Source organism: Pseudomonas sp. E141 (genome assembly GCF_052659885.1).
In genome coordinates this window covers 1,048,802-1,075,772 of the sequence record NZ_CP084024.1, presented here as the reverse complement: position 1 = coordinate 1,075,772, position 26,971 = coordinate 1,048,802, and the positions used below count along the sequence as shown (strand labels likewise).

The 26,971-nt window shown below is 61.4% G+C and carries 22 protein-coding genes; 15 read left to right on the top strand and 7 right to left on the bottom strand.

The window, feature by feature from the left end; translation table 11 throughout:
- Window positions 1–237: 237 nt before the first annotated feature.
- The 4 genes from GKKCFE_RS04850 to edd form a co-directional block, all read right to left on the bottom strand.
- Window positions 238–1,707 (bottom strand): ATP-binding protein, encoded by a 1,470-nt coding sequence (locus tag GKKCFE_RS04850; RefSeq protein ID WP_047228364.1) that lies wholly within the window; start codon window positions 1,705–1,707, stop codon window positions 238–240.
- Window positions 1,697–2,428, bottom strand: coding sequence for a response regulator (locus GKKCFE_RS04845; protein ID WP_047228365.1), 732 nt, complete (start codon window positions 2,426–2,428; stop codon window positions 1,697–1,699). Before GKKCFE_RS04845 ends, GKKCFE_RS04850 begins: the two co-directional genes overlap by 11 nt.
- 184 nt (window positions 2,429–2,612) lie before the next feature.
- Window positions 2,613–3,572 carry a glucokinase gene (locus tag GKKCFE_RS04840; RefSeq protein WP_047228366.1) on the bottom strand — a complete coding sequence of 320 codons (960 nt, stop codon included), beginning with the start codon at window positions 3,570–3,572 and terminating at the stop codon, window positions 2,613–2,615.
- On the bottom strand, window positions 3,569–5,395 hold the full coding sequence (gene edd, locus GKKCFE_RS04835) for a phosphogluconate dehydratase (protein WP_047228367.1): 1,827 nt from the start codon (window positions 5,393–5,395) through the stop codon (window positions 3,569–3,571). Before edd ends, GKKCFE_RS04840 begins: the two co-directional genes overlap by 4 nt.
- A 219-nt stretch (window positions 5,396–5,614) precedes the next feature.
- Here edd and gap point away from each other — a divergent pair, with 219 nt between their 5' ends.
- From gap to GKKCFE_RS04800, 7 genes are all read left to right on the top strand, one after another.
- Complete coding sequence (gap, locus tag GKKCFE_RS04830) at window positions 5,615–6,616, top strand: type I glyceraldehyde-3-phosphate dehydrogenase (protein WP_047228368.1); 1,002 nt, start codon at window positions 5,615–5,617, stop codon at window positions 6,614–6,616.
- Window positions 6,617–6,787: 171 nt separating this feature from the next.
- Window positions 6,788–7,306 carry an RNA polymerase sigma factor gene (locus GKKCFE_RS04825; RefSeq protein ID WP_188252316.1) on the top strand — a complete coding sequence of 173 codons (519 nt, stop codon included), beginning with the start codon at window positions 6,788–6,790 and terminating at the stop codon, window positions 7,304–7,306.
- Window positions 7,307–7,475: 169 nt separating this feature from the next.
- A complete protein-coding gene (locus GKKCFE_RS04820; protein WP_218575611.1) occupies window positions 7,476–8,381 on the top strand; it encodes a FecR family protein in 906 nt (301 codons plus the stop codon).
- 118 nt (window positions 8,382–8,499) lie between these two features.
- Window positions 8,500–11,094 carry a TonB-dependent receptor gene (locus tag GKKCFE_RS04815; RefSeq protein ID WP_445577544.1) on the top strand — a complete coding sequence of 865 codons (2,595 nt, stop codon included), beginning with the start codon at window positions 8,500–8,502 and terminating at the stop codon, window positions 11,092–11,094.
- A 167-nt stretch (window positions 11,095–11,261) separates the two neighbouring features.
- Window positions 11,262–11,852 (top strand): biliverdin-producing heme oxygenase, encoded by a 591-nt coding sequence (locus GKKCFE_RS04810; RefSeq protein ID WP_445577543.1) that lies wholly within the window; start codon window positions 11,262–11,264, stop codon window positions 11,850–11,852.
- Window positions 11,853–11,987: 135 nt separating this feature from the next.
- The gene (locus GKKCFE_RS04805) at window positions 11,988–12,416 is read left to right on the top strand and encodes a YbaN family protein (RefSeq protein WP_188252314.1); all 429 of its coding nucleotides are present in this window, start codon (window positions 11,988–11,990) and stop codon (window positions 12,414–12,416) included.
- Window positions 12,417–12,450: 34 nt separating this feature from the next.
- Window positions 12,451–13,797 carry a CoA transferase gene (locus GKKCFE_RS04800; protein WP_316912714.1) on the top strand — a complete coding sequence of 449 codons (1,347 nt, stop codon included), beginning with the start codon at window positions 12,451–12,453 and terminating at the stop codon, window positions 13,795–13,797.
- A gap of 88 nt (window positions 13,798–13,885) precedes the next feature.
- Here the strand turns inward: GKKCFE_RS04800 and arcD (GKKCFE_RS04795) are convergent, their stop codons facing one another.
- On the bottom strand, window positions 13,886–15,313 hold the full coding sequence (gene arcD, locus GKKCFE_RS04795; protein WP_047228375.1) for an arginine-ornithine antiporter: 1,428 nt from the start codon (window positions 15,311–15,313) through the stop codon (window positions 13,886–13,888).
- Window positions 15,314–15,708: 395 nt separating this feature from the next.
- On the opposite strand from arcD (GKKCFE_RS04795), the gene arcD (GKKCFE_RS04790) reads away from it, so the two are divergent.
- The 6 genes from arcD (GKKCFE_RS04790) (at window position 15,709) to GKKCFE_RS04765 (ending at window position 21,449) form a co-directional block, all read left to right on the top strand.
- Window positions 15,709–17,136 (top strand): arginine-ornithine antiporter, encoded by a 1,428-nt coding sequence (gene arcD, locus GKKCFE_RS04790; RefSeq protein ID WP_047228376.1) that lies wholly within the window; start codon window positions 15,709–15,711, stop codon window positions 17,134–17,136.
- Between the two features lie 31 nt (window positions 17,137–17,167).
- Window positions 17,168–18,424, top strand: a complete 1,257-nt coding sequence (gene arcA / locus GKKCFE_RS04785) for an arginine deiminase (RefSeq protein WP_076386060.1) — start codon at window positions 17,168–17,170, stop codon at window positions 18,422–18,424.
- 71 nt (window positions 18,425–18,495) lie between these two features.
- Window positions 18,496–19,506, top strand: coding sequence for an ornithine carbamoyltransferase (locus GKKCFE_RS04780; RefSeq protein WP_047228378.1), 1,011 nt, complete (start codon window positions 18,496–18,498; stop codon window positions 19,504–19,506).
- 180 nt (window positions 19,507–19,686) lie between these two features.
- The gene (arcC, locus tag GKKCFE_RS04775; RefSeq protein WP_047228379.1) at window positions 19,687–20,616 is read left to right on the top strand and encodes a carbamate kinase; all 930 of its coding nucleotides are present in this window, start codon (window positions 19,687–19,689) and stop codon (window positions 20,614–20,616) included.
- A gap of 64 nt (window positions 20,617–20,680) precedes the next feature.
- Window positions 20,681–21,040 carry a DUF5064 family protein gene (locus GKKCFE_RS04770; RefSeq protein WP_047228380.1) on the top strand — a complete coding sequence of 120 codons (360 nt, stop codon included), beginning with the start codon at window positions 20,681–20,683 and terminating at the stop codon, window positions 21,038–21,040.
- A gap of 232 nt (window positions 21,041–21,272) precedes the next feature.
- A complete protein-coding gene (locus GKKCFE_RS04765) occupies window positions 21,273–21,449 on the top strand; it encodes a hypothetical protein (protein ID WP_172833804.1) in 177 nt (58 codons plus the stop codon).
- Between the two features lie 7 nt (window positions 21,450–21,456).
- Here the strand turns inward: GKKCFE_RS04765 and GKKCFE_RS04760 are convergent, their stop codons facing one another.
- Complete coding sequence (locus GKKCFE_RS04760) at window positions 21,457–22,350, bottom strand: helix-turn-helix domain-containing protein (RefSeq protein WP_076386064.1); 894 nt, start codon at window positions 22,348–22,350, stop codon at window positions 21,457–21,459.
- Window positions 22,351–22,513: 163 nt separating this feature from the next.
- Between GKKCFE_RS04760 and pobA the strand changes: the two genes are divergently transcribed.
- Both pobA and GKKCFE_RS04750 read left to right on the top strand, forming a co-directional pair.
- Window positions 22,514–23,704 carry a 4-hydroxybenzoate 3-monooxygenase gene (gene pobA, locus GKKCFE_RS04755; RefSeq protein WP_076386066.1) on the top strand — a complete coding sequence of 397 codons (1,191 nt, stop codon included), beginning with the start codon at window positions 22,514–22,516 and terminating at the stop codon, window positions 23,702–23,704.
- A gap of 51 nt (window positions 23,705–23,755) precedes the next feature.
- Window positions 23,756–25,291 (top strand): MDR family MFS transporter, encoded by a 1,536-nt coding sequence (locus GKKCFE_RS04750; protein WP_445577542.1) that lies wholly within the window; start codon window positions 23,756–23,758, stop codon window positions 25,289–25,291.
- Between the two features lie 138 nt (window positions 25,292–25,429).
- Here the strand turns inward: GKKCFE_RS04750 and GKKCFE_RS04745 are convergent, their stop codons facing one another.
- A complete protein-coding gene (locus GKKCFE_RS04745; protein ID WP_047228383.1) occupies window positions 25,430–26,779 on the bottom strand; it encodes a spinster family MFS transporter in 1,350 nt (449 codons plus the stop codon).
- Between the last annotated feature and the right edge of the window lie 192 nt (window positions 26,780–26,971).

The window sequence follows — 26,971 nt, the reverse complement described above, 5'->3', positions numbered from 1 at the left end:
CCTTTTTTTGTTGTTTTGACGCAGGGAGTCTAAACAAGGGATGGCGGGTGGCAGGTAACGAAAGGGGCGAGTTATGTCACCGACTTGTGACATTCACTTGAGCGATGTGCTGAAGCTGACGGCATCATCGCGAGCAGGCTCGCTCGCACATTTGCGCCAGGGAATAAACAATTTTTGTGGCCACCACCGAGCCCTGTGGGAGCGAGCCTGCTCGCGATCAACGATAACGCGGTCCGGCTAATCCACACTGCGAGGCAACTGCAACGTCACCCGCAACCCACCCTCGCGCAGGTTCTGCAGGCTGACTTCGCCGCCATGGCTATGGGCGATGTTGCGGGCGATGCCCAGGCCCAGGCCATAGCCCTGCTGCTGCCCGGCCAGGCGAAAGTGCGGTTCGAAGACTTGCTCCAGACGTTGCTCCGGCACACCTGGCCCCTCGTCGTCGACGTGCAGGATGAACGCGGTGTCATCGTCATCGATGTGCAGGTGGGCGTTTTGCCCGTACTTCAGCGCATTGTCGATCAGGTTACCGATGCAGCGCTTGAGGGCCAGCGGCTTGCCGGGATACGGCGCCAACGCGCGGCCATCCTGGGTTACCCGGCCATTGCCGTTGGGCGCCAGGTACGGTTCGACCAGGCAATCGAGCACATGGTTGAGGTCCACCGGCTCGATGTTTTCGTGAATGTCGGTGTCCTTGACACATTGCAACGCACCTTTGACCAATAACTCCAGTTCGTCCAGGTCGCGGCCGAACTTGGCCTGCAGGTTTTCGTCCTCCAGCAGTTCGACCCGCAAGCGCAGCCGCGTGATCGGCGTGCGCAGGTCATGGGAAATCGCGCTGAACAATTGGCTGCGTTCGGTCAGGTAACGGCTGATGCGTTCACGCATGGCATTGAATGCCCTGCCCACTTCCACCACTTCGCTGCCGCCGCCTTCAGCTACCGGTTCCACTTCGGCGCCCAGGGACATGTCGCGTGCCGCGCGGGCCAGGCGTTTGAGGGGCCGGCTCTGCCAATGCACCAGCAAACCGATGAACAGCAACAACAGGCTGCTGGTCAGCACGATGAAACCGACCTGCTGCGTCGGCAGGCTCTGCTCTTCAAGGCTGGTGTAGGGCTCGGGCAGCAGCGAAGCGATGTACAGCCATTCGCCCGGCGCCATCTGGATTTGCGTGACCAGCACTGGCGGGTTCACCGGTTCCAGGGTCAAGGCGTAGTGGGCCCAGGAGCGCGGCAATTCATCAAGCTTCAGGCCGCCGTTGAAAATCCGCAGGTCTTCGGGACTGACAAACTTCACCGAGATGTCGGCGCTGTTGCCCAGGGATTTTCGCAGTACGTCGTCCACCGCCTTGAGCACCGCCAACTTGCGCGGCGTAACCGGCAGCACGTCCATGCCCAGGGGTTTGTCGTTGAGCGTGACGACAAACCGCGTGCCGCCCATGCTGCGCAATTGATCCAGCACCAATGGCCGGTAAGCCACCGGCAACGAGCGCAGATAGCTGACACTGGCGGTCATCGAATGGGCCAGGCTACGGGCGCTGGTGACCAGGCCTTCGAGCTGGGTGGCGCGCAGTTGCGAGACCCAGATCAGGCTGGACAAGGTCTGGGCGAACAGCACCACCAGCAGGGTCAGCAGCAGCATTCTTCCAAGCAACGAACGCGGCACCGGCACCCGGCGGGCTATTTTCTTGATCCAATCAATGACCATTGCTGGCAATCACACTGGCCGCCAGTTGATAACCACTGCCGCGCACCGTGCGGATCAACCGTGGTGGCTTGTCGGTGTCACGCAGGCGCTGGCGCAGACGACTGACCGCCATGTCGACGATTCGGTCCAGGGGCATCAACTCCCGACCGCGAGTGGCGTTGCCAATGGTGTCGCGGTCGAGGATTTCCTGGGGATGGTCAAGAAACAGCTTGAGCAAGGCGAAATCGGCGCCGGAGAGGATCACTTCTTCGCCGTCGGTGTGGAACAGCCGATGGCTGACCATGTCCAGCCGCCACTCGTCGAAGGCCAACACTTCGCCGCCGGAGCGTTCCTGGCCAAACTGCGCACGACGCAACAGCGCCTTGATGCGCGCCTGGAGTTCACGCGGACTGAAAGGTTTGCCCAGATAATCATCGGCCCCCAGCTCAAGGCCGATAACCCGGTCGGCCTCGTCGGAACTGGCCGTGAGCATGATGATTGGTACGTGGGCCTGGCGCGGGTGCTGGCGAACCCAGCGGCAAAGGCTGAAGCCGTCCTCGTCGGGCAACATCACGTCGAGGATCACCAGATCGCTGGCTGCTTCGTTAAGTGCCTGGCGAAACCCGGCGCCATCAGGGGTAGTACGTACCTGAAAACCCGCGCGACTGAGGTAAGTGTCCAGCAGTTCGCGAATCTCCTGGTCGTCGTCGACCAACAAAATCGATTTGTTCACTGAACTCACGGGGCCTCGTCCTTGTTGTTTGGGTTGGGCGGATTATGCCTGAAGGACGGAATCTACAAACACTGCAAAACCCTGTGGGAGCGAGCCTGCTCGCGATAGCAGTGTTTCAGTCGCCACGAATGTTGGCTGATACACCGCTATCGCGAGCAGGCTCGCTCCCACAGGGGGAGGCCACACTTCAACTTTAAACCGGGTTCGACTGCTCCAACGCCACACCCGCGCCCATCAGCCCGGAATACGGCGCCGTCACCAGCCAGACTGGAATACCCTTGAAATAATCGCTCATGCAGCCCTTGTCGGCGAAGCAACGGGCGAAACCGCTTTCAAGGAAAAAATCAGCGAATCGCGGGACCACCCCGCCGACGATGTATACACCGCCACGCCCACCCACCGTCAGCACATTGTTACCGGCCACCCGCCCCAGCCAGCGGCAGAATTGCTCGAGCACTTCCAGGGCAATGGGGTCTCCGGCCAGGCCGGCGGCGGTGATGGATTCGGGCGTGTCGAGCACCGGCGTATGGCCATCCACCGCGCAGATGGCGCGGTACACCCGAGGTAACCCGCTGCCGCTCAGGGCGGTTTCGGCACTGACATGACCGATCTCGTTGTAGATGTGCTGCCACAGCTGGGTTTCCCGCGGGCTGCTCATGGGCAGGTCGACATGGCCACCCTCCCCCGGCAATGCCGCGAAACGACCGCCGCCCAAATCCAGCAACGTGCCCACACCCAGCCCGGTGCCAGGACCGATCACCACCGCCGGACGCAACGGCTCCGGCGTGCCCTCGCAGACAACCCGGTATTCATCGGGACGCAAGCACGTCATGCCCAGGGCCATGGCCGAAAAGTCATTGACCAGCAGCAGCTTCTCGACCTCAAGGGTCTTGCAAAAGGCCAGATTGCTCAGGCGCCAGTGATTGTTGGTGAAGCGAAACTCATCGCCGCTGACCGGCCCCGCCACGGACAGGCAAACCGAACCGATCGAACCCGGCTTCAGGCCCACGCCGCTCAGGTAAACCTTGATGGCATCTTCGGGGCAGGCGTAATCCGCGGTCGCCAGCACCTGGATATTTTCCAGGTTGTGGTTCTTCCACAAGGCGAACCGCGCATTGGTCCCACCGATGTCACCGACCAAAGCCAGTTTCAATTAAGCGTCTCCAGGGCAGAAGTGAAGGCGCTGGCGCCCTGCTCTGCCGAGCTGAAGGCCATGCGCATGAAACCAAACAGCTCGCGACCGGTGCCAATGTTGTTGCCCAACAAACCCTTGGCCGGTGTGCGTGCGGCGAATTCCTCGGCGTCCACCTTCAACTCCAAGGTGCCTTTGACGCCATCGACGCGGATGATATCGCCCTCCTGCACGCGGGCCAATGCGCCGCCAACGTAGGCTTCGGGGCTGACGTGGATAGCCGCCGGAATTTTCCCCGACGCGCCGGACATGCGTCCGTCCGTCACCAACGCCACTTTGAAACCGCGATCCTGCAATACACCGAGGAACGGTGTCATCTTGTGCAGCTCCGGCATGCCATTGGAGCGCGGGCCCTGGAAGCGCATCACCGCGACAAAATCTTTTTCCAGCAGGCCGGCCTTGAACGCATCGGCCAGGTCCTGTTGATCCTGAAAGACCATGGCCGGGGCTTCGACGACCTGGTTTTCCAGGGCCACCGCCGAGACTTTCATCACGCCGCGCCCCAGGTTGCCTTCCATCACCCGCAACCCGCCCTCGGCCGAGAACGCGCGGGCCACCGGGCGCAGGATGTTTTCATCGAGGCTTTCGATCGGGCCTTCGCGCCATACCAGCTCGCCGTCTTCGAGAAACGGTTCCTGGGTGTAGCGGCTCAGGCCGTGACCCAGCACGGTGTTGACGTTTTCGTGGAGCAAGCCGGCTTCCAGCAGTTCACGGATCAGGAACGACATGCCGCCCGCCGCCTGGAAGTGGTTGATGTCGGCCTTGCCGTTCGGATAGACGTGACTCAGGGTCGGCACCACCTCGGAGAGGTCGGCCATGTCCTGCCAGGTCAGCTGGATGCCTGCGGCCATGGCAATGGCCGGCATGTGCAAGGTGTGATTGGTGGAACCGCCGGTGGCGTGCAGCGCGACAACGGAATTGACCAGCGACCGCTCGTCGACGATTTCGCCGATGGGCATGAAGTTGCCGCTCTGCTTGGTCAGGCGCGTGACCTGGAACGCCGCTTCGCGAGTCAGCGCATCACGCAACGGCGTGTTCGGGTTGACGAACGAGGCACCCGGCAAGTGCAGGCCCATTACCTCCATCAACAACTGGTTGGTGTTGGCCGTGCCGTAGAAGGTGCAGGTGCCGGGGCTGTGGTAGGACTTCATCTCCGACTCCAGCAGCTCTTCGCGGGTGGCCTTGCCCTCGGCATAGCGCTGACGCACATCGGCTTTCTGCTTGTTGGAAATGCCTGAGACCATGGGCCCGCCTGGCACGAAAATCGTCGGCAAATGACCGAAACGCAGCGCGCCCATCATCAGGCCTGGCACGATCTTGTCGCAGATGCCGAGCATCAGTGCGCCGTCGAACATGTTGTGGGACAACGCGACCGCCGTCGACAGTGCGATCACTTCGCGGCTCGGCAGGCTCAGTTCCATCCCCGCCTCACCTTGGGTCACGCCATCGCACATGGCCGGCGTGCCACCGGCGAACTGGCCGACCGAGCCGATCTCGCGCAAGGCTTTCTTGATCTGTTCCGGGAAGGTTTCGTAGGGCTGGTGGGCCGAGAGCATGTCGTTGTAGGAAGACACGATGGCGATGTTGGCGGCGTTCATCATCCGCAGGTGATGCTTGTCTTCGGTGCCGCAACCGGCCACGCCGTGGGCGAAGTTGGCGCATTGCAACTTACCGCGCATCGGACCGTCGCTGGCTGCACCGCGGATCAATGCAAGGTAAGCCTGACGCGTGGCGCGGCTGCGGGCGATAAGCCGTTCGGTGACCTCAAGTACGCGGGGATGCATGTGTAGAACTCCAGGCTAACGGGTGTGGCGACCTGATTGTCTATGCTGGTCAAAACCCCGCCACGCATTGGGCAACAGCGGATTTCTTGACCATTCGGACCAGTTGATTCAGGTCACTCGTTGTAGATAAAACAAAATATTGCCACTAAAAAGGCTTGTTTTCTATTTTTATGCGAATAATCTTGTAATTCCAACAACAAATCGACGGCGGCGCAGTTAATGACTCTTCGAATCGCAATCAATGGTTTTGGCCGCATCGGCCGCAACGTCCTCCGTGCACTGTATACCCAAGGTTATCGTCGCGACTTGCAGATCGTCGCCATCAACGACCTGGGCGACAGCGCAATCAATGCTCATCTGCTCAAGTTCGACACGGTTCACGGCACCTTCGATGCCGACGTGCAGCACGATCACGAAAGCCTGACGGTCAATGGTGACCGTATCTCGGTCAGCGCTATCCGCAACCCGGCCGAACTGCCCTGGGCCGCCGAAAAAATCGACGTCGTGTTCGAATGCACCGGTTTGTTCACCGACCGCGCCAAGGCCGCCGCCCATATCAGCGCCGGCGCCCGCAAGGTGATCATTTCGGCCCCGGCCAAGGGTGCCGACGCCACCGTGGTGTACGGCGTGAACCACGATATTTTGCGCCAGTCCCACCAGATCATCTCCAACGCTTCGTGCACCACCAACTGCCTGGCCCCGGTGGCTCAGGTGCTGCACCGCGAGCTGGGCATCGAAAGCGGCCTGATGACCACGATCCATGCCTACACCAATGACCAGAACCTGACCGACGTCTACCACAGCGACCCATACCGCGCCCGTTCGGCCACGCAGAACATGATCCCGAGCAAGACCGGTGCCGCCGAGGCGGTGGGCCTGGTGCTGCCGGAACTGGCGGGCAAGCTGACCGGCATGGCCGTGCGCGTGCCGGTGATCAACGTGTCGCTGGTGGATTTGACCGTGCAGCTCAAGCGTGAAGCGTCGGCCGAAGAAGTCAACGAACTGCTGCGCCAGGCCAGCCAGCATTCGAAAATTCTCGGCTACAACACCCTGCCGCTGGTCTCCAGCGATTTCAACCACAACCCGCTGTCGTCGATCTTCGACGCCAACCACACCAAGGCCAGCGGCAAGCTGCTCAAGGTACTGGCCTGGTATGACAACGAATGGGGCTTCTCCAACCGCATGCTGGATAACTGCCTGGCGTTGTGTAACGCCGAGTAACTCACCGCGCAGCCGGTAATGTGGGAGCAAGCTTTGCTCCCACAGGTTTGCTTCCGCAGGCCTGCTTCCCAGGCTTGCTCCCCACATGGAATCGGGGTGGTGAAATGAGGGCTTGACCCATCAACTAGATGATAAGCATTATCATCTAGTCAAATCGAATCGGGCCCTACCGTGAGTCAATCGCGCTTTCATCACGTCTTCCTTGCCCAGCGCACGCCACTGCTGCGCACCCTCCAGCGCATGGTCAACAACCCCAGCACCGCCGAAGACCTGCTTCAGGAAACCTACCTGCGTGTCACTCGCGCCTTGGGCGAGCGCACGGTCGAGCACCTCGAACCCTTCGTTTTCCAGACCGCCCGCAACCTGGCGCTGGACCACTTGCGTGCGCGGCGTATTCAGTCCCGGACCCTGCTGGACGACGTGCCGCAGGAAGTTGTCCACAACGTGGCCGCCCCCCAAAGCAGCGCCGAAGACGCGGCCCATGCCGAGCAGATGCTCGAACGCCTCAATCTCCGCCTGCAAGCGCTGAGCCCGCGACAGCAGCAGATTTTTATCCTCAGCCGGCTGCATGGCCACAGTTACCAGGACATCGCTAAACGGCTGGACGTGTCGCTGAGCACCGTGCAGAAGGAACTGAAGCTGATCATGGCGATCTGTGTGGGCGTGGCCGAACGCCTTGGTGGCGACTGAACCTGTAAGGATTTTCTCTAAGAGGCCGTCGCCGATTGCGCTGGCCTGCGACCCTGCTAGGCTTGGTCGCTGACGCTAAATAGCCGTGCAAAAGACACTGCGAGGAACCACCGTGACAGACAAACAACGTGCCCCTGAGCACGCTGCGGCGCAGGACACCGCCCATGCCATGGAACAGGCGCTGGACTGGCTCATTCTGCTGGACAACCCCAGCGAGGAGCAGACCCGGCAGTTCCAGGCCTGGCTGGCGGCCGATCCGCGCCATGGTCAGGCATTCAAGCGGGCCCAGGCGATCTGGAACGGCCCGCAAGTGATGCAAAGCGCCCGGCAACTCAAAGGCCGCCCCCAAGCCAGTGCACTGTCACGCTTGCGCGCCCATTGGAAACCCTTGGCCACCGCTGCCGTGCTGTTTCTGGGCCTGTTCAACTTCAGCGACTTGCCCCTGCGTCTGCAGGCCGATCACCTGACCGTGGTCGGTGAACGCCAGCGCCTGCAACTGGAGGATGGCTCCAAGGTCCTGCTCAACACCGATTCGGCCTTTTCCAGCACGTTCAACGACCAACGGCACATAGCCCGGTTGTACAAAGGCGAGGCGTTTTTCGAAGTCCCGGACACACGCACCCTGCCTCTGCAAATCGACGCCGGGCCGGTCATCGCCAGCGTCAGCAACACCACCTTCGCGGTGCGCTACCTCGATGGCGTGACGCAAGTGCAGGTGCAGCGCGGTGATGTGGATTTGCGGGCCACGCGTTATGACGCCCATGTCAGGCTGTCGGCCGGGGAAAGCATCCGCATCGGCCCCAACGGCTTCGATCGCCCTGCCCGGATGGATGCCAGCACCGATCTGGCGTGGGTCCAGGGACGACTGGTGTTCGAGAATCGACCGCTGAACCAGGTACTGGCCGAGCTGCGACGCTACTACCCTGGCTGGATCATCAACAACAACGAACAGTTGGCCCAGGTCGCAGTGACCGGCAATTATCGCCTCGACCAGCCGCTGGACGTGGTCCGTTCTCTGGCCCACATCACCTCTGCGCGCCTCCAGGAATTCCCGGCGCTGGTGATCCTGAACTAAATGAGAATTATTTTTACTCGATAGGCTTCGCTGGTTCGTCTCGTTATAGCCAATGCAATTGATTCGCATCCAGCGACATCATCTGCACCTATAACAGATGCGACACGGAGCGCTATCGATGTCCTCTCGCCTTACCCGCCGGTCCCTTGCCCCTGCGTGCACGCTGTCATTGCTGACCGCCGCCATCCTGATCGCCGGCACCGCGCCGACCGCCCTCGCCGCCACCACCGTGCAGCCGCCTGCGCGCAATCTTGGTGATTACACTTTTGCCATTGCCCAGCAACCGCTGGTCTCGGCACTGAATGCGTTCACCGCCGTCACGGGCTGGCAGGTCGGCTTGCCCGCAGAACTGGCCGAAGGCGTCGCGTCGCCTGGCGTCAACGGCTCGCTGCCAGCGGAAAAAGCCCTGGAGCGCCTGTTGGTGGGGACCAACCTGAGCTACCGCAAACTGGGCAACACCAGCATTGTTCTGCAAAAGCACAGCACCAGCAGCGTACTGAACCTGCAGCAGGTGACGATCAGCGCCACCCGCCAGGAACAGGACATCGTCAGCGTACCCAGCAGCGTCAGCGTCCACGACCGGCAGGAACTGGACCGCAACAACGTCAACACCCTCAAGGATCTGGTGCGCTATGAACCCGGCGTTTCAGTGGGTGGGGCAGGCCAGCGCGGCGGCATCAGCGGCTACAACATTCGCGGAATCGACGGCAACCGGGTGCTGACGCAGGTCGACGGTGTGGAAATTCCCGGGGGTTTCTTCAACGGCCCGTACGCCAAGACCCAGCGCAATTACGTGGACCCGGAAATCGTCAAGCGCGTGGAGATCCTCCGCGGCCCGGCCTCGGTGCTGTACGGCAGCAATGCCATCGGCGGCGCTGTCAGCTATTTCACCCTTGATCCGGACGACATCATCAAACCGGGTAACGACGTCGGCGCCCGCCTGAAGACCGGCTACAGCTCCGCCGACGAAAGCTGGCTCAAATCCGCCACCCTCGCAGGTCGCAGTGGGCCGTTCGACGGCCTGTTGCATTACAGCCAGCGCGACGGTCATGAAACCCAATCCTACGGCAATAACAACGGCACCGGCCTAGACCGCACCGCGGCCAACCCCGAAGACGTGCGCACCCACAATGTGCTGGCCAAGCTCGGCTGGAACTACAACGATGATTCGCGCCTGGGTCTGGTCTACGAGAAGTACAAGGATGACCGGGACACCGATCTGAAAAGTGCCTATGGCGGCCCCTACTCCGACGGCCAGCCGGCAATTCCTGACTTTGTATTGCCCGGCGGCATGTATCAGTGGCGCACCGGTAACGACACCATCAGCCGCGAGCGCTTCGGCCTGGAGCACAGCTTCGCCCTCGACAGCCTGCTCGCCGACCACGTGAAGTGGAGCCTGAACCATCAGATCGCCAAGACCGACCAGAGCACCGCCGAGTTTTACTTCCCCATCACCCGCCAGGTGCTACGCACACGAGAGACCCTCTACGAAGAAAAACAGTGGGTTCTCGACGCCCAGTTGGACAAGGCCTTCAGCCTCGCCGACACCGATCACGCGCTGACCTACGGCACCACGATCAAGCAGCAGAAAGTCACCGGTTCGCGCAGTGGCAATGGCGTCTGTCTGGCCGTCGGCGTGGGTTGCTCAGCCGTCGGTGCCATCAGCACCCGGGACGTGCTGGAAAAAGCCAGCGACTTCCCGGACCCGACCATCAACACCTACAGCCTGTTCGCCCAGGATCAGATCCGTTGGAACCGATGGACTTTCACGCCGGCCCTGCGTTACGACTACACGCGGCTCAAGCCTCACCTGACCGAGGCATTCCTCAACACCGTGGACCCCACCAGCGGCGGTGAAGTCAGCGACAAGAACAAGACCTGGCATCGCGTCTCGCCCAAATTCGGCCTGACCTACGCCCTTAGCGACCAGTACACCTGGTACGGCCAGTACGCCGAAGGCTTCCGCACGCCAACCGCCAAGGCGTTGTATGGTCGCTTTGACAATCCCGGCGCCGGCTACAGCGTGGAACCCAACCCCGATCTGGAACCGGAAAAAAGCAAAAGCTATGAGACTGGCCTGCGGGGCCGTTTCGACTCCGGTTCGTTCGATGTGGCGGTGTTCTACAACAAGTATCGCGACTTCATCAACGAAGATGCGATCACGCCCGGGGCCGATGCGCTGACCTTCCAGAGCAACAACATCAAGCACGCCACCATCAAGGGCGCCGAGGTCAAGGGACGCCTGAACCTGGATCTGTTCGGCGCACCGCAAGGCCTGTACACCCAAGGCTCGGTGGCCTATGCCTACGGTCGCAATAACGACACAGGCGAGCCGATCAACAGCGTCAACCCGCTCACCGGCGTGTTCGGCCTGGGTTACGAGCAGGACCGGTTCGGCACGTTGCTCAGCTGGACCCTGGTCAAGAAAAAAGACCGCGTCGACGACAGCAACTTCAACTCGCCCGATGGCGTCAGCAGCCAGTTCAAGACCCCGGGCTTCGGCATCCTCGACCTGACCGGTTTCTACAAGGTGACCCACGACGTCACCGTCAGCGGTGGTCTCTACAACCTCACCGACAAGAAGTACTGGCTGTGGGATGACGTGCGTGGCTACGACAGCGTTGGCGAAGCAGCGGTGCTGAGCCCCGCCAACCTCGACCGTCTGACCCAGCCCGGGCGTAATTTCGCGGTCAATCTGATCTGGGATATCTGACTCGGTTGCCAGGCAAAACAAATACCTGTGGCGAGGAGCGTCATGTGGGAGCAAGGCTTGCCCGCGATGAAGGTGATGCGGTCTTCCAGGAATCGAGGCGCCTGTTCGCGAGCAAGCTTTGCTCCCACAGCCCCTCGCCACAATGTGCTCATTCGAAGGAGTTTTTCATGACTACCCAACACCCCGTTTTACGCTCCCAACGCTTGAACCAGATCACCCACGAGCCCCACAGCAGGCTCGATGCACTGGTCAAGGCCCACGCCCCGTTCGAAACCAAGGCCAACTTCGCCCGCTTCGTCGTGGCCCAGTACCTGTTCCAATCGGAACTGGTGGCGCTGTACAACGACGCCGAACTGTCCACCCTGATCCCCGACCTGCCGGCCCGTTGCCGGGCAGAAGCGGCCAAGGCAGATCTTGCGGACCTGGACACCGACGTCCCCGCGCCAGTAGCCGGCGCGGTAAAAAATCCGACCCAGGCCGAGGCTCTGGGTTGGCTGTTTGTCTCCGAAGGCTCCAAGCTCGGTGCTGCATTTTTGATCAAGCGCGCCGTCGGACTGGGCCTGAGCGAAACCTTCGGCGCTCGGCACCTGGCAGAACCTGCCGGCAGTCGTGCTGAAGGCTGGAAAACCTTCATCCGCACCCTCGACGGCCTGGCCTTCACTGAACAGCAGGAAGCCGAAGCGGACAAAGGCGCGCTGGATGCCTTCAATCGGTTTACGGTGTTGCTCGAGCACGCCTATGAAGCTGAACTGGCCTGAAATTCACCACCACTGCCTGTGGGAGCGAGCCTGCTCGCGATTGCGGTGTGTCAGCCTCCAATGATGGCGCCTGGCACACAGCTATCGCGAGCAGGCTCGCTCCCACAAGGAAATGCGTAGGCCTGAAAGAAGTTCATGAACTGTCCAGCCTCGAAAACCGCCCAACTACTCTTCGCCCTGCTCGCCTACACCAGCCTGGCCATCGGCCTGGTCGCCATCGTCGTGCCCGGCCTGCCGACCACCGAGTTCATCCTGTTGGCAGCCTGGGCCGCCACCCGCAGTTCGCCGCGACTGAGCGCCTGGCTGGAAAATCACCGGCTGTTCGGGCCGATGCTGCACAACTGGCGCAACGGCAAGGTCATCCCGCGCCGGACCAAGGTCGGTGCCACCGCCAGCATGCTGTTCTGCGCCGGGCTGATGCTGGTGATGCTCGACCACGGCTGGCCGGTGTATCTGGCCTTGGCCGGCATGGTCCTGGGTAACCTGTGGATCTGGTTCCGCCCGGAACAAGTGCGGGAGCTTGCTCCCGCTGGGCCGCAAAGCGGCCCCCAAACGCGATTTTGAACTATGATCGCCCTCTCGTTCCGGAGGGCTTTCGATGTCAGATCTGCTCACGTCCATGCAAGCCGCGCTTGGTTTGCCCACGACCCCGATCACCTTCACCGGCGTCGGCGCCCTGCCGTCGGCGTTCGCCGTCACGGAGCTGGCCTGCGCCAGTATCGCCGCAGCCGGCCAAGCCGCCGCCGAGCTCATCCACCAGCAAACCGGCCGTCTGCCGGCCCTGGAGGTCGACCGACGGCTGGCGTCGTTCTGGTTCTCCACCTCCTTGCGCCCCATCGGCTGGAGCGTACCGCCGATGTGGGATCCGGTAGCCGGCGACTACCCAACCACCGACGGCTGGATTCGCCTGCACACCAATGCGCCGCATCATCGCCTTGCTGCGGAAAAAGTCCTCGGCACCTGCACCGACCGCGCCGACATGGCGGCCAGGGTGGCCCGCTGGAACAAGGCCGAGCTGGAGCAGTCGGTGGTCGAGGCGGGCGGTTGCGCCGCCGAGATGCGTTCATGGCAAGCGTGGCAAACCCACCCTCAAGGCTTGGCAGTCAATGCCGAGCCGCTGGTGCACCTGAGTGAAACGACTGGAGAGCAGCGCAAGCCCTGGCTCGGCTCCGTGACCCAGCCACTGGCGGGCCTCAAGGTACTGGATCTGACCCGCGTACTGGCAGGCCCCATCGCCAGCCGGTTCCTCGCAGGCCTGGGAGCCGACGTGCTGCGCATCGACCCACCGACCTGGAACGAGCCCGGCGTGGTGCCGGAGGTCACCCTCGGCAAACGCTGCGCGCGCCTGGATTTGCACCGAGCTGAAGATCGCGTGGCCTTCGAGGCTCTGCTCAAGGACACCGACATCCTCCTGCATGGCTACCGCGCCGACGCCCTGGAACGTTTGGGCTACGGTGCAGAACAACGCCAGCGAATCGCCCCGGGCCTGATCGATGTCAGCCTCAACGCGTACGGCTGGAGCGGCCCCTGGCAGAACCGGCGCGGCTTCGACAGCCTGGTGCAAATGAGCAGCGGCATCGCCGAAGCCGGCATGGGCTGGAAACACACAGACAAGCCAACCCCGCTGCCGGTGCAAGCCCTGGACCACGGCACCGGATACCTGATGGCCGCCAGCGCGATTGTGTTGCTGTCCCGACGATTGATGAGCGGCCAGGGCGGCTCGGCACGCTTGTCACTGGCGCGCACGGCGAAGCTGTTGATCGAGCGTGGCGCGGGGGATCCGACCTCATTGCGGGCCGAGGCCGAGGATGATCAGGGACTGGTGGTCGAACAGACGCCGTGGGGACCGGCCCATCGCCTGCAGGTGCCCTTGAAAATCACCGGAACACCCCTGCAATGGACCTTGCCGGCGGCGGAATTGGGCGCGCATCGGGCCCGGTGGTGACGACCGTCCGTGTGGCGAGGGGATTTATGTGGGAGCAAGGCTCGCTCCCATAGCCCCCCTCAACTCCCCCAAAACAGTGACCTTCGCCTCAAAGCGCCAAAAACCCACTGTACAACCCATAAGCCGCCATGCCCGCCCCGGCCATCACGCACGCAAAGACCCCCTTCTCAACGTGAGTGAACAAGGGCTGCCCCTGTTCGCGCTTGGCCTGGGCAAACAGAATCACCCCGGGGGCATACAACAGCGCCGACAACAGCAGGTATTTCACGCCACCGGCATACAACAACCACACCGCGTAGCACAGGGCAACGCCACCGATGCACAGGTCTTTCATGCGCCGAGCCGAGGCCTGTTCATAGGTTTCCCCACGGGCGCACAGCAGCACCGCATAGGCCGCCGACCACAGATACGGCACCAGAATCATCGACGAGGCGAGATAGATCAGGCTGGTATAGGTGCCTGCGGAAAACAGGGTGATCAACAAAAACAGCTGGATCATGCCATTGGTCAGCCACAGCGCATTGACCGGCGCATGGTTGGCGTTTTCCCTGGTCAGGAATGCCGGCATGGTCTTGTCCCGGGCGGTGGCGTAAAGAATTTCCGCGCACAACAACGCCCAGGACAGCAGCGCGCCGAGCAGTGACACCGCCAGTCCCACACTGATCAGCAACGCGCCCCACGGCCCGACGATATGCTCCAGGACGCCGGCCAAGGATGGGTTCTGCAACTGCGCCAGTTCAGGCTGGCTCATGACCCCCAGGGACAGCACATTCACCAGCACCAGCAACGCCAACACCCCGAGGAATCCGATCACTGTCGCACGCCCTACGTCCGCGCGTTTTTCTGCCCGCGCCGAATACACACTGGCGCCTTCGATACCGATGAACACGAACACCGTGACCAGCATCATGTGCCGCACCTGGTCCATCACACTGCCCAGGTCCGGGCTCAGTGTGCCCCAGATATCGCGGGTGAAAATCTCGGCCTCGAAGGCCACCCCGGCCATTACAACGAACATCAACAGAGGCACGATCTTGGCCACGGTGGTCACCAGGTTGATGAACGCCGCTTCTCTGATGCCCCGCAGCACCAGGAAATGCACCGCCCACAGCAGCAACGATGCACAGCCGATGGCCACCGGCGTATTGCCTTGGCCGAACACCGGGAAGAAATAGCCCAAGGTACTGAACAGCAGCACGAAGTAACCGACGTTGCCCATCCAGGCGCTGATCCAGTACCCCCAGGCGGACGAAAAACCCATGTAGTCACCGAACCCGGCCTTGGCATAGGCATACACGCCCGAGTCCAGTTCCGGCTTGCGATTGGCCAGGGTCTGGAACACAAAGGCCAGGGTCAGCATGCCGACGGCGGTAATGGCCCAGCCAATGAGCACCGCTCCGACATCCGCCCGAGCCGCCATGTTTTGCGGCAGGGAAAAGATCCCTCCACCGATCATCGACCCCACCACCAATGCGATCAGGGCGCCGAGGGGTAACTTTTCGATGGGCTGCGGCATGTTCTCTCACTATTTAAATAAGTAAATAAAGCGACATAACGTTTTTGAATAACGCCATCCACGAAAATTCCAAATACTTATGGACCGACCATTGTCCAATGGCATCAATTAAAAAGTCCATGTGGCAAGATTATTTTTGTCATGTCAGCAGCCTACAAAATAGTTGCGACTCATTGAAAATCAACTAGCGTGAATAATCCCGAGGGAAGGAAACTTTATATTCCCCTGCCGAACGCCCCATAGAGTGGGCCTTTCGCACAACTACAGACGCCTACGGACGCCGTTAACGCCTTCATTAACAATGGAATGTTGTCATGCACTGATCCAGATCAGCTATTCAACTTTCAAATCGACTTAGTCTGTTGATTCTCTTCTCCTGCGCTGGAGTCTCGCAAATGTCTGATACCCCCGCAAAACTTCGATTGGGTGCACTGGTCGCCCTGGTCGTCGGTTCGATGATCGGCGGCGGAATCTTTTCCTTGCCGCAAAATATGGCGGCCAGTGCCGATGTCGGCGCCGTGCTCATCGGCTGGGCCATTACCGCCGTCGGCATGCTGACCCTGGCTTTCGTATTCCAGACCCTGGCCAACCGTAAACCCGATCTGGACGGCGGTGTATATGCCTATGCCAAGGCCGGGTTCGGTGACTACATGGGCTTCTCGTCGGCCTGGGGTTACTGGATCAGCGCCTGGCTGGGCAACGTCGGTTACTTCGTGCTGTTGTTCAGCACCCTGGGCTACTTCTTCCCGGTGTTTGGCGAGGGTAATACCGTCGCGGCGGTGATCGGTGCATCAGTGCTGCTCTGGGCGGTGCATTGGCTGGTCCTGCGGGGCATCAGAGAAGCGGCGTTCATCAACTTGGTGACCACCATCGCCAAGGTGGTGCCGCTGTTGCTGTTCGTGCTGATCGCGGTGTTCGCCTTCAGGCTCGATATCTTCACCGCCGATATCTGGGGCTTGAAGAACCCGGACCTGGGCAGCGTGATGAATCAGGTGCGCAACATGATGCTGGTCACCGTGTGGGTGTTCATCGGCATTGAAGGGGCAAGCATATTTTCCGCCCGTGCCGAGAAACGCACAGACGTAGGCAAGGCGACCGTGATCGGTTTCATCACCGTGCTGCTGTTCCTGGTACTGGTGAACGTGCTGTCCCTGGGCATCATGACCCAGCCTGAACTTGCAAAGTTGCAGAACCCGTCCATGGCCGCCGTGCTGGAGCACGTCGTCGGCCATTGGGGCGCGGTACTGATCAGCGTCGGCCTGATCATCTCGCTGCTCGGTGCCCTGCTGTCCTGGGTGCTGCTGTGCGCCGAGATCATGTTCGCCGCGGCCAAGGACCACACCATGCCCGAGTTCCTGCGCCGGGAGAACGCCAACCACGTACCGGCCAACGCCCTGTGGCTGACCAATGCGATGGTCCAGCTGTTCCTGATCATCACTTTGTTCTCGGCCAGCACTTACCTGTCACTGATCTACCTCGCCACCTCGATGATCCTGGTGCCCTACCTGTGGTCGGCGGCTTACGCCGTGCTGTTGGCGGTGCGCGGCGAGACCTACGAAAACGCCCTGGCCGACCGCCGCAAGGATCTGACTGTGGCGGCTATCGCCCTGATCTACGCGGTGTGGCTGCTGTATGCCGGCGGGATCAAATACCTGCTGCTCTCCGCCCTGCTCTACGCCCCCGGCGCGATCCTGTTCGCCAAGGCCAAGCGCGAGCTGGGCAAACCGATTTTCACCTCTGTCGAGAAGCTGATTTTCGCCGCAGTGATCGCAGGCGCCCTGGTGGCCGCCTATGGGCTCTACGACGGCTTCCTGACCTTGTAGCTGGCTGATTGTCTTAACTGGAGGATTTGTAATGACCACGGAAAAAGTGAAATACGGCGTTCATTCCGAAGCCGGTAAATTACGTAAAGTCATGGTGTGTTCCCCAGGCCTGGCCCATCAGCGGCTGACCCCGAACAACTGCGACGAGCTGCTTTTCGACGACGTGATCTGGGTCAACCAGGCCAAGCGCGATCATTTCGATTTCGTCACCAAGATGCGCGAGCGTGACATCGACGTGCTGGAAATGCACAACCTGCTGACCGACATCGTCGCCATCCCCGAGGCCCTCGACTGGATCCTGCAGCGCAAGATCACCGCCAACTCGGTGGGCCTGGGCCTGGTGAATGAAGTCGGTTCCTGGCTGCGCAGCCTGGAGCCACGCCATATCGCCGAATTCCTGATCGGCGGCGTCTCGGCCGATGACCTGCCGGACAGCTTCGGCGGCAAAACCATCCAGATGTTCCGCGACTTTCTCGGGCACTCAAGTTTCATCCTGCCGCCGCTGCCCAACACCCAGTTCACCCGCGACACCACTTGCTGGATCTATGGCGGCGTGACGCTGAACCCGATGTACTGGCCGGCACGCCGCCAGGAAACCCTGCTGGCCAGCGCCATCTACAAATTCCACCCCGAGTTCACCCAGGCCGACTTCCAGATCTGGTACGGCGACCCGGACCAGGATCACGGCAACGCGACCCTCGAAGGCGGCGACGTGATGCCCATTGGCAACGGGGTCGTGCTGATTGGCATGGGCGAACGCTCGTCGCGCCAGGCCATCGGTCAACTGGCGCTGAACCTGTTCAAGCACAAGGCCGTGGAACGGGTGATCGTCGCCGGCTTGCCGAAATCCCGCGCCGCCATGCACCTGGACACCGTGTTCAGCTTCTGCGATCGCGACCTGGTGACGGTTTTCCCGGAAGTGGTGAGCCAGATCGTCGCCTTCTCCCTGCGCCCAGACGAGAGCAAGCCCGGCGGCATCGATGTACGTCGCGAAGAAGGCAGCTTCCTCGACACCGTCGCCGCGGCCCTCAAGCTGCCGGCGCTGCGGGTGGTGGAAACCGGCGGCAACAGCTTTGCCGCCGAACGCGAACAATGGGACGACGGCAATAACGTGGTGGCCCTGGAACCGGGCGTGGTGATCGGCTACGACCGCAACACCTACACCAACACCCTGCTGCGCAAGGCCGGGGTGGAAGTCATCACCATCAGCGCCAGCGAACTGGGCCGCGGCCGCGGCGGTGGTCACTGCATGACCTGCCCGATCATTCGCGACCCGATCGACTACTGACCTTTGAGCCTGGGCCGGTATTCACCCAATACCGGCCCAGGGGATAACCGAAACCCAAGGAGATCCAAATCATGGCTTTCAACATGCGCAACCGCAGCCTGCTGAGCTTGATGCACCACACCAACCGCGAACTGCACTATCTGCTGGACCTGTCCCGCGACCTCAAGCGTGCCAAGTACACCGGCACCGAGCAGCCACACCTCAAGGGCAAGAACATCGCGCTGATCTTCGAGAAAACCTCGACCCGCACCCGCTGCGCCTTCGAAGTCGCGGCCCATGACCAGGGCGCCCACGTCACCTACATCGACCCGGTGTCGTCGCAGATCGGCCACAAGGAAAGCATGAAAGACACCGCCCGGGTGCTGGGACGGATGTTCGACGCCATCGAGTATCGCGGCTTCGAGCAGGAGATCGTCGAGGAGCTGGCCAAATTCGCCGGCGTGCCGGTGTTCAACGGCCTGACCGCTGAATTCCACCCCACTCAAATGATCGCCGACACCCTGACCATGCGCGAGCACAGCGACAAGCCGCTGCACGACATCAGCTACGCCTACTTGGGCGATGCCCGCTATAACATGGGCAATTCGCTGCTGATGATCGGCGCCAAACTGGGCATGGACGTACGCATCGGTGCGCCAAAGGCCCTGTGGCCGCACCAGGATTTCATCGACCAGTGCCAGGCCTTCGCCGCCGAAAGCGGCGCACGCATCACCATCACCGAGGACCCGAAGGAAGCCGTCAAGGGTGTGGACTTCATCCACACTGACATCTGGGTCTCCATGGGCGAGCCGGTGGAAGCCTGGGACGAGCGCATCGAGCAACTGCTGCCCTACCAGGTCAACGCGCAAATGATGAAGGCCTCGGGCAACCCGCGGGTGAAATTCATGCACTGCCTGCCGGCGTTCCATAACAGCGAGACCAAGGTCGGCAAGGACATCGCCGCGCGCTATCCGAACCTGGCCAACGGCGTGGAAGTGACTGAGGAGGTGTTCGAATCCCCGGCCAACATCGCCTTCGAGCAAGCGGAAAACCGCATGCATACCATCAAGGCGATCCTGGTGTCGGCGCTGGCGGATATCTAGAACCTCAGGCAACTCGCGCGTTCTGGAGCAGAACTGTGGGAGCAAGGCTTGCCCGCGATACAGACACCTGGGTGTAGCTGATGGACCAGGCGATGCCATCGCGGGCAAGCCATGCTCCCACAGGCCAGCTCCCACAAGGGGGCCGAGTCGTCCATTATTTCTCTGTCAGAGGACAGCATTATGCGCATCGTCGTAGCCCTGGGCGGCAACGCCCTTCTGCGTCGGGGTGAACCCATGACCGCCGACAACCAACGCAGCAACATCCGCACGGCGACCGAACAGATCGCCAAAATCCACCCCGGCAACGAGCTGGTCATCGCCCACGGCAATGGCCCCCAGGTCGGCCTGTTGTCGCTGCAGGCCGCGGCCTACACCTCGGTCTCGCCGTATCCGCTGGACGTGCTCGGCGCCGAGACCGAGGGCATGATCGGTTACATCATCGAACAGGAACTGGGCAACCTGTTGGACTTCGAAGTGCCGTTCGCCACGTTGTTGACCCAGGTCGAAGTGGACGCCAACGACCCAGGCTTCCAGAACCCCACCAAGCCCATTGGCCCGGTCTACACAAAGGCTGAGGCGGAAAAACTCGCGGCTGAAAAAGGCTGGTCCATCGCCCCGGATGGTGACAAGTTCCGCCGCGTGGTCGCCAGCCCTCGCCCCAAGCGCATCTTCGAAATCCGCCCGATCAAGTGGCTGCTGGAAAAAGGCAGCATCGTGATCTGCGCTGGCGGGGGTGGTATCCCGACGATGTACGACGCCGACGGCAAGCTACGGGGCGTGGAAGCGGTGATCGACAAAGACTTGTGCTCGGCGCTGCTGGCTGAACAACTGGAAAGCGATCTGTTGGTGATTGCCACCGATGTCAACGCCGCGTTCGTCGATTTCGGCAAGCCGACCCAGAAAGCCATTGCCCAGGCCCACCCCGATGAAATGGACAAGCTGGGGTTCGCCGCCGGTTCCATGGGGCCGAAAGTCCAGGCCGCCTGCGAATTTGCCCGCAACACTGGCAAGGTCGCGGTGATCGGCTCACTCTCGGACATCGAAGCGATCGTCCAAGGCACCGCCGGCACCCGCATCAGCACGGCCCAACTTGGCATCGCTTATCGATAACAGGAAACTTGCGGGGCAGATTCACGGTCTGCCCTACACCCACGCCTTCGAAGGAGAGTCGTTTATGGCCATGTTCGAACCCGGTCACCTGCACATGGAACGCCATGCACTGAACAAGGATGATTTCAGCTATAACCTGTGCATCGACTATAAGGTCGACCAGAACAAAAAAGAGGGCACGGGCATGTCGTTCCGGGTGCATGGCACCGTTGAAGACAAGCCTGTGGACGAAGAATTTTTCCTGGCCAAGGACCAAGCCTTCGACTTCGCCCGCCATGCCACGCGCATCGCCCAGAAATACGGCCTGCCCAAGACCGCCAGCATCGGCTCGATGCACAAGTACTACGACGAGATGTTCGAAGACGTACGCAAGCAACTGGACGTCAAGCCGGGCGACCCGATGAAGCCTGAACACCTGGAGTAACCTGGTTCAAAGCCCCCCAATTCCCGGTGGGAGCGAGCCTGCTCGCGATAGCGGTGCAACAGTCAACATCAATGGGGGCTGACCCACCGCATTCGCGAGCAAGCCCGCTCCCACAAAGGGTTATCAGCGTCCTGAATATCGGTTACATCAAACCACTGACTGGCTGGCAACCCTCTACGGCTGACCTATGCTGAAAGTAGTACCCACGGGTATTCGTTCAGAGGTCATCGCCATGAACATTAAAACAAGAAGACGCCTCGCCATTTTTATCACCTGCACCGCCACGCTTGCGCTGTATGGCACGGCGGCCTATCGGGTCGAACAGACTAGGCAGTTGCCGCGTGAATACGCCAGTTGCAACTTCGAACGCTGCATTCCTCACACCGCGACCCTGAACGCCTTGCGCTGAGGCGTGTTCAGTCGTCCGGTTGATCGGTCTTGAGCCGGTCCCGGAATGCCTTGGGAGAGATGCCAACCCGCCGGCGAAACAACCGGGTGAAATTGGTCGGGTCGGAAAAGCCGAGCATTTCAGAGATCTCGTAGATGGTCATGCCGGTGTACGTCAGCAGCCGTTTGGCCTCCAGCAGTTGGCGCTCATGCATGATCTGCAGGGCCGGCTGCCCCGCCAGTTCCCGACAGGTGCCGTTGAGGTGCGACACGGAGATGCCCAGACGATGGGCCAGGTCTTCGACCTTGACATGCTGGCGATAGGTTTCTTCCACCAACTGAATGAACCCGTTGAGGTACTCCCGCGCGCGTTGTGGGCGCTGGGCCTGCGTACGCCGCTGCATCACCTGACGACTGACCCAGACCATGATCACGCTGACCAAGGCATGCATCAGCATTTCCCGGGCCGGCTGATGCCCACCGTATTCAGCCTGCAGGGCGCTGAACAGGCTATTGAGGTACTCGGCATCTTCCAGGGCCGGGTAGCTTTCGGCCTGGGCCAGCACGTTGACCGAATGACCCAGCTGCGATTGCAGGTGCGTCACCAGCGGTGCGGCCAGGGTCACCACGTAACCCTGCACATCCTCGGAAAAACGGAAGCCATGCACCGACAACGGCGGCAGGATCTGCACCGCCGGCTCGTCGAGCTGTGTGCGCTGGCCTTCGATTTCCAGCTCCGCCTGGCCCTTGAAGACAAACAACAACTGACAGAGATCGGCGTGCCGATGGGGTTTGATCTCCCATTGGTGCTCTCGGCTGCGCTTGGAAATGGTTTCACAGTGCAGCAGGTCCGGGGTCGGCCAATCCTGGCTCTCGCCGTAGAGCTTGAATACCGGGATTGAAGGCAGGTCTGTTTTTTTCATCACGAGGATCGGCCTGGGTTGCGGGCGATAATCGCACCGATTGGTAGAAAGTACAGGTATCGGCTCAGTTTTCCCCTTCAATTGACAGGTCCGCAAGCGAAAAATGCAAGCACCCCAATCAACACCGACCCTGGTCAGGTGCTTCGTGCGAGTCATAACAACAATGAAAACCCTCAAGACCCAAGTTGCCATTATCGGTGCCGGCCCTTCTGGGCTGCTGCTCGGCCAGTTGTTGCACAACGCTGGAATTGACACGGTGATCCTCGAACGCCAGACCCCGGACTATGTGCTGAGCCGCATCCGCGCCGGTGTGCTGGAGCAAGGCATGGCCCAACTGCTGCGCCAGGCCGGCGTCGGCCAGCGCATGGACGCCGAGGGACTGCCCCATGACGGCTTTGAGCTGGCGCTCAACGGCCGTCGGGTGCACATCGACCTGAAGGGGCTGACTGGCGGTAAAAACGTCATGATCTACGGCCAGACTGAAGTCACCCGCGACCTGATGGCCGCCCGAGAAGCCGCCGGCGCCCGCACGCTTTATCAGGTCGGCAATGCCCAGCCCCACGACATGCAAACCGAGAGCCCCTTCGTGACCTTCGAGCACCAAGGGCAAACCTGGCGCCTGGACTGCGATTACATTGCCGGTTGTGACGGTTTCCATGGTGTGGCGCGCCAGTCGATCCCCGCGGAAAAACTCAAGGTTTTCGAGCGGGTCTACCCGTTTGGCTGGCTCGGCATCCTGGCCGACACCCCACCGGTTCACGAGGAGTTGGTCTACGCCCGTCACGAACGTGGTTTTGCCCTGTGCAGCATGCGTTCCAAGACGCGCACCCGTTATTACCTGCAAGTGCCCGCCGAGGAGCAAGTGGCCGATTGGCCGGACGAGCGCTTCTGGTCTGAACTGAAAAACCGCCTGCCAGCCGACCTGGCCCAAGCCCTGGTGACAGGTCCCTCCATCGAGAAAAGCATCGCGCCGCTGCGCAGCTTCGTGGTCGAGCCAATGCAGTATGGACGGATGTTCCTGGTGGGGGACGCGGCCCACATCGTTCCGCCCACCGGCGCCAAGGGGCTGAACCTGGCCGCCAGCGACGTCAGCACGCTGTTCAACATTCTGCTCAAGGTCTATCGCGACGGCCGTACGGACTTGCTGGAAAAGTATTCCGCCATTTGCCTGCGGCGGGTGTGGAAAGCCGAGCGTTTCTCCTGGTGGATGACGTCCATGCTGCACCGCTTCGACGACGACGCCTTCAACCAGCGCATCAGCGAAGCGGAGCTGGAATATTTCGTCGACTCCGAGGCGGGTCGAAAAACCATCGCGGAAAACTACGTCGGACTTCCTTACGAGGCTATCGAATAGCCGGCTATCGACTTAAACTGCGGGCTCAGTCCTATTCGCCCCCCAGGCGTGATGCCCGCAGGTTCTGCCTTGACTCAACTCCATACCTCCCACGCCCCACAGCCTGCCGTCCGTAGTGTGCTGGTGGCCCTGATGCTGGCGATTTTTCTCGGCGCACTGGATCAAACCATCGTCGCCGTCTCGATGCCGGCCATTTCCGCCCAATTGGGTGATGTCGGCCTGCTGGCCTGGGTGATTTCCGGCTACATGGTCGCCATGACCGTGGCGGTGCCGATCTACGGCAAGCTCGGTGACCTCTACGGTCGGCGGCCGTTGATGCTGTTCGGCATGGGGCTGTTCACCCTGGCCTCACTGTTCTGTGGGCTGGCGCAAAACATGGAACAACTGGTGCTGGCGCGCATATTCCAGGGCATCGGCGCCGGCGGGATGATCTCGGTGAGCCAGGCGATCATCGGCGACATCGTGCCGCCCCGCGAACGTGGCCGTTATCAGGGCTATTTCAGCAGCATGTATGCGCTGGCCAGTGTGGCGGGGCCGGTATTGGGCGGCTACATGACCGAGTACCTGTCGTGGCGCTGGGTGTTCCTGATCAACCTGCCCTTGGGCCTGGGGGCCTGGCTGATTGCCCGGCGCACCCTCGTCGGGTTGCCGGTGCCGCACCGTAAGCCGATCATCGATTACCTGGGCACCGTGCTGTTGATCATCGGCCTGACCGCGCTGCTGCTAGGCATCACCGAGGTTGGCCAGGGCCACGCCTGGCACAGCCGCGACGTACTGGGGCTGCTGGGTTGCGCCGTGGTGGCGCTGGGATTATTCATCTGGCAGGAGCGCCGGTCCCGGGAACCGTTGTTACCGATGCACCTGTTCGTCAACCGCAACGCGGTGTTGTGCTGGTGCACGGTGTTTTTCACCAGTTTCCAGGCGATTTCCCTGACCGTGCTGGTGCCGTTGCGCTATCAGAGCGTGACCGGGGCTGGCGCCGACAGCGCAGCGTTGCACTTGTTGCCGCTGGCGATGGGGTTGCCCATAGGTGCTTATTTCGCCGGACGCCGTACCTCGATCACTGGCTACTACCAACCGATGATCCTCAGCGGCGCCCTGCTCTTCCCGTTTGCCATCCTCGGCATGGCCTTCACCCCGCCCGACGCGTTCTGGCTCAGCAGCCTGTTCATGCTGCTCAGCGGCATCGCCTCCGGCATGCAGTTCCCGACTTCGCTGGTGGGGTCGCAAAACTCGGTGCAACAGCAGGACATCGGGGTCGCCACCAGCACCACCAACCTGTTCCGCTCCCTCGGCGGCGCCGTGGGCGTGGCGCTGATGTCGGCGTTGCTGCTGGCCTTGCTGCAGGATTCAAACGTTGCCCAATTCGCCGGTTCGTCGCCGTTGGGTGAAGGGCATTCCGGCAATGTTTTGCTGGATGGCTTGAACGCTGCCCCCGGCGAAGCACAACACGCCTTGCGTCAGCAATTGCAGACGACGTTCCGGCATTTGTTGCTGATCAGCGCCGCGGTGTCGTTGTTGGGGCTGGCGGCGGCAGTGGCGATGCCCAATCGCGTGTTGCGTGGGCGGGATGACAAGGCTCAATAACCTGTAACACACGTTCTCTGTGGCGAGGGAGCTTGCTCCCGCTCGGTTGCGCAGCGACCGCAACATTTTTGGGGCCGCTTCGCAGCCCAGCGGGAGCAAGCTCCCTCGCCACAAAAGCATCATTGCCACAAAATCTCTTCAAGCCGGCGCCACCACTCCCTCCAGCGGCGCCACCGCGCTCATCCCATCCTTCATCCGCTTGGCATCGCGCACGAAACAGCGCGACGCCAGGAACAGGAACACCATGGTCAGGAACAGCGCCACCGGAATCAGGAACATCGCGTCATGCAAACCAATGGCCTTGAACGCCTCGGTCATCTGCGAGGCGCCGGTCGCGGCCATGGCCGCATGGGCAAAGTAGTCAGACAAGCCGCCTACCACCACCGGCCCCATGCCGCCACCCAACAGATACAACCCGGCAAAGAACAACGCCATCGCCGTGGCCCGCAGACGCGGTTCGACTACGTCCTGGATCGCCGTGTATACGCACGTATAAAAGGTATAGGCAAACAGCCAGCCGACACTGAACACCGCAACGAACACACCAATTTCAATCCGTCCGGCATACAACGCCCAAGCGGTGGTGGCCGTGGAGATCACCAGGCTGAACGCGGCGAATAGCAGGCGTCCGTTGGGCACCCGTTGATGAATCTTGTCGGCAATCCAGCCACCCAGAGTCAAGCCGAACAGCCCGGTCACGCCCACCATGATCCCGGTGGCAACCGCCGCGTCGTGCAGCGGCATCAGGAAATAGCGCTGTAACATGGGTACCAGGAACGAGTTGCAGGCATAGGTGGCGAAGTTGAAACACAGCCCCGCCAACACCAGCCACAGAAAAGTAGGAATCGCCAGCACCCGTCGGATCGGCTTGTCGATTTTTTCCTGGGAGATCTGCACCGCTTCCGCCGCGCCGCGCTTGGGCTCCTTGATGAAAAACATGAACACCGCCAGCACCAACCCCGGCACCGCCGCGATAAAGAACGGCGCGCGCCAGCTGTCGAAGGCCTTGACCATCGCCCCGATGGTGAAGAACGCCAGCAGCAGACCGATCGGCAGGCCGAGCATGAAGATGCCCATGGCCCGCGCCCGACGGTGGGCCGGAAACAGGTCGCCGATCAGCGAGTTGGCCGCTGGCGCGTAACTGGCTTCGCCGATCCCCACGCCCATGCGTACCACCAGAAACGCCCAGAAACTGCCCACCAAGCCATTGACCGCCGTCAGCCCGCTCCAGGTCGCCAGGCCCCAGCCCATCAACTTGCTGCGCGAACCGGTATCGGCCATGCGCCCCAGCGGCAGCCCGGCGATGGCGTAAACGATGGTGAAGGCGGTGCCGATGATGCCGATCTGGAAGTCGCTGAGGCTCCACTCCATACGGATCGGCTCGATGATGATCGCCGGGATGGTGCGGTCAAAGAAGTTGAACAGGTTGGCCAGGAACAGCAGGAACAGAATGCGCCAGGCATTCGCCGCTTGGGTCGAGTTCTGCATGGGTCCGTCTCTTTATTGTTATGGGGCACGGCGAGGCATCCGAACCCGGAGTCTGCAATCTAGACAGCGGCGCGCAGGCTGTCTCCAATCATTCGCATGACTGATACCCGGCCATGGCGGGCGGCGTGTTTAGTGACTATGGTCAATTCCCTGAAGCAATTGACATCATTTTGCCTTATTTCGACTAAAGAT

Bases quoted from the DNA above. Each gene is read 5' to 3' on its own strand.
- GKKCFE_RS04850 (WP_047228364.1), bottom strand. From the start codon at position 1,707: ATGGTCATTGATTGGATCAAGAAAATAGCCCGCCGGGTGCCGGTGCCG.
- edd (WP_047228367.1), bottom strand. From the start codon at position 5,395: ATGCATCCCCGCGTACTTGAGGTCACCGAACGGCTTATCGCCCGCAGC.
- gap (WP_047228368.1), top strand. From the start codon at position 5,615: ATGACTCTTCGAATCGCAATCAATGGTTTTGGCCGCATCGGCCGCAAC.
- GKKCFE_RS04820 (WP_218575611.1), top strand. From the start codon at position 7,476: ATGGAACAGGCGCTGGACTGGCTCATTCTGCTGGACAACCCCAGCGAG.
- GKKCFE_RS04815 (WP_445577544.1), top strand. From the start codon at position 8,500: ATGTCCTCTCGCCTTACCCGCCGGTCCCTTGCCCCTGCGTGCACGCTG.
- GKKCFE_RS04810 (WP_445577543.1), top strand. From the start codon at position 11,262: ATGACTACCCAACACCCCGTTTTACGCTCCCAACGCTTGAACCAGATC.
- GKKCFE_RS04805 (WP_188252314.1), top strand. From the start codon at position 11,988: ATGAACTGTCCAGCCTCGAAAACCGCCCAACTACTCTTCGCCCTGCTC.
- GKKCFE_RS04800 (WP_316912714.1), top strand. From the start codon at position 12,451: ATGTCAGATCTGCTCACGTCCATGCAAGCCGCGCTTGGTTTGCCCACG.
- arcD (WP_047228375.1), bottom strand. From the start codon at position 15,313: ATGCCGCAGCCCATCGAAAAGTTACCCCTCGGCGCCCTGATCGCATTG.
- arcD (WP_047228376.1), top strand. From the start codon at position 15,709: ATGTCTGATACCCCCGCAAAACTTCGATTGGGTGCACTGGTCGCCCTG.
- arcA (WP_076386060.1), top strand. From the start codon at position 17,168: ATGACCACGGAAAAAGTGAAATACGGCGTTCATTCCGAAGCCGGTAAA.
- GKKCFE_RS04780 (WP_047228378.1), top strand. From the start codon at position 18,496: ATGGCTTTCAACATGCGCAACCGCAGCCTGCTGAGCTTGATGCACCAC.
- arcC (WP_047228379.1), top strand. From the start codon at position 19,687: ATGCGCATCGTCGTAGCCCTGGGCGGCAACGCCCTTCTGCGTCGGGGT.
- GKKCFE_RS04770 (WP_047228380.1), top strand. From the start codon at position 20,681: ATGGCCATGTTCGAACCCGGTCACCTGCACATGGAACGCCATGCACTG.
- GKKCFE_RS04765 (WP_172833804.1), top strand. From the start codon at position 21,273: ATGAACATTAAAACAAGAAGACGCCTCGCCATTTTTATCACCTGCACC.
- GKKCFE_RS04760 (WP_076386064.1), bottom strand. From the start codon at position 22,350: ATGAAAAAAACAGACCTGCCTTCAATCCCGGTATTCAAGCTCTACGGC.
- pobA (WP_076386066.1), top strand. From the start codon at position 22,514: ATGAAAACCCTCAAGACCCAAGTTGCCATTATCGGTGCCGGCCCTTCT.
- GKKCFE_RS04750 (WP_445577542.1), top strand. From the start codon at position 23,756: ATGCCCGCAGGTTCTGCCTTGACTCAACTCCATACCTCCCACGCCCCA.
- GKKCFE_RS04745 (WP_047228383.1), bottom strand. From the start codon at position 26,779: ATGCAGAACTCGACCCAAGCGGCGAATGCCTGGCGCATTCTGTTCCTG.